At 51.6% G+C, this 2,391-nt stretch carries 3 protein-coding genes; all 3 read right to left on the bottom strand.

Features of this window, described 5'->3' with window-relative positions:
- Positions 1–290, bottom strand: a 290-nt coding sequence (locus ON064_RS18015) for a YwgA family protein (RefSeq protein ID WP_407951630.1), incomplete at its 3' end; no start/stop codon positions are given.
- Entirely contained in the window at positions 291–1,595 is a 1,305-nt protein-coding gene (locus tag ON064_RS18010) for an HD domain-containing protein (protein ID WP_274625844.1), read from the bottom strand.
- Positions 1,596–1,643: 48 nt separating this feature from the next.
- Positions 1,644–2,391: lipoate--protein ligase family protein (locus ON064_RS18005; protein ID WP_274625843.1), on the bottom strand; the 748-nt coding region annotated here is incomplete at its 5' end.

Raw genomic sequence — 2,391 nt, 5'->3', positions numbered from 1 at the left:
GCGCCGACAGCATTGCGGAATTCCATGCCTTCGTCCGTTACGGCGTATTTATATTGCACATAAGAACCTTTGTCTTCAAGCGCTTCCGATAAAAAGCCCATATCGCATAATTCCTCGATGCGCGCCGTCAATTCTTCCGAGTACGGCCCATAAATATGGAATTCGTATTTCTCCTTGAACGGGACATTGAGCTTTTTCATGATATAGACCATTTTCTGCAGTTTCTTGCGGCCGGTTACTCCTTCGGCCGTCGCGATAAAATCGACGATTCTTGCATGTTCTTGGAGCAACTAAATCCCTCCTTCTCTGAGCATCTCCAGGATTTGCTGCTTGATGGCTTTTTTCTTGCCGTCGATGAGCAGTTCCGCTGGAAAATACAATTTATAATCGGTTCGGCGTTTGCCGGAAATGGCATCGACAATCTGCGACAGCCTTGAGAGTTCCTTAATATCGCCGTTTGGCATCAATAACTGGATTGGCAGGCGTTCTTCCTCTTCCCCCGGCCGGTAGAAATCATAGGGCAGATCGGAAGTCGAATCATCGATCAAATAATACTCGGGATCGATCCCCGCTTTTTTGAACAGAGCCGAAAGCTCCCCAAGTTTCTTATAATCCGTCCCGGGATCGAAATCGACATATTGAAACAAGCGGCGATTGACGAAACGCTCGCACAAATCAGCCAAAATCGGATCACGTTCATTTATCCACAACTGGAAATAAGTCATCAGGACCCCTTCATCGAGCGCCAAATAATCGGCGAGCGTGAAGCTGCGGTCGAAAAAGGCGAGAAAGTGGGTCGGCGGCTGCTGGAATTCGTAGCCACTTTCGCTCAATTCCTTAGCTCGCTGCAAAATCTTCCGCAAAATGACTTCCGCGCTCCTGGCGACGGGATGGAAATACACTTGCCAGTACATTTGGTAACGGCTCATGATATAGTCCTCGACCGCGTGCATGCCGCTCGACTTGATGACAACTTGGTCATCAAGCGGCCGCATGACGCGCAAGATGCGTTCCATATCAAAATGGCCATAGGAAACACCGGTATAATAGGCATCACGCTGCAAATAATCCATCCGGTCGGCATCGATCTGGCTGGAAATGAGCGAGACCACTTGTTTATTCGAATAGGTTTTCGCAATCACTTCCGCCACGTGGCCAGGAAAATCAGGCGATACTTTTTTCAAGATGCCGTTCACTTCGGTATCACCGGTCAAAATCGCACGCGTGAATTCCTCGTGGTCCACGTTAAATACTTTTTCAAACGAATGCGAAAACGGGCCATGCCCAAGGTCGTGAAGCAGCGCTGCACATAAGACCGTCAAGCGCTCGCTTTCATCCCATTCCGGCCGGCCGTGAAACACATCGTCTGAAATGCGCCGGACGATTTCATAGACGCCGAGCGAATGGTTGAAACGGCTATGCTCCGCGCCGTGGAAGACGAGGTAGGATGTCCCGAGTTGTTTGATGCGGCGCAGGCGCTGGAACTCTTTCGAATTGATGAGGTCCCAAATCACTTGGTCGCGCACATGGATATACCGGTGAACCGGATCTTTGAACACTTTTTCTTCAGCTAATTTCTGTGTCGCGTAGCTCACGGGCACTCCTCCTCGAATCGTACTGGTTATTTTACACGAAACGAACGCTCATTCAAGCGTCCGTTCGAGCATTTTTTCATTGCGTTCAAGCACCCGTTTCAAATAAAACGAATACAATTCAAATTCTTCTTCCTGGAGCGGCATCGGGGCCGGCGAGCCAAGCAGCGCATGCAAATCGAGCACCACTTCAGGAACGGTGATGTCGCGGCCGAGCAGTTCGCTGAGCGACGCCATCACCTCTGGCTGGATCTCCGGGTAGCTGAATTTCGTCTCTTCCCCTTGCTTGCCCGCTTCGTAAAACTCGCGGATCACTTCCGCCCGCCCCGCGCCGCTTCCTTCGATGCACAAATACACTTGCACGGCGATGCCGCGGCGGATGCGGCGCTGTGAGATGCCGGCGAATTTCTTGCCGCCAATGCTCAAGTCGTAACTGCCCGGGCAATACGAACCGACGATTTCGTAAGCATCGATTTCCGCTTCCGGAAACAAGGCTTCGACGAGTTCGACCATCATATCGTAACCTTGAGGGATGTCGATGGCGCCTTCTTTTTCCGACAGGACGATGGAAATGTTCAACACGCCGGAATCGAGGACAACGGCCAGGCCGCCGGAATTGCGGACGATTGCTTGGTAGCCGTTATCTTCCAAGACCGCCATCGCTTGATCGATATGAGGCAAGCGGTGGTCCTGGATTCCAAGAACGACGGTGTCATCATGCACCCAAGTCCGGACCGTCGGCGGGCTTTTCTGAGAGCCGACCAGTTCACATAGCGTATCGTCTGCCGCAAACGATTCG

The sequence above is a fragment of the Planococcus sp. A6 genome (genome assembly GCF_028823615.1).
GTDB lineage: Bacteria > Bacillota > Bacilli > Bacillales_A > Planococcaceae > Planococcus.
This window is presented reverse-complemented; position numbering and strand designations above follow the sequence as displayed.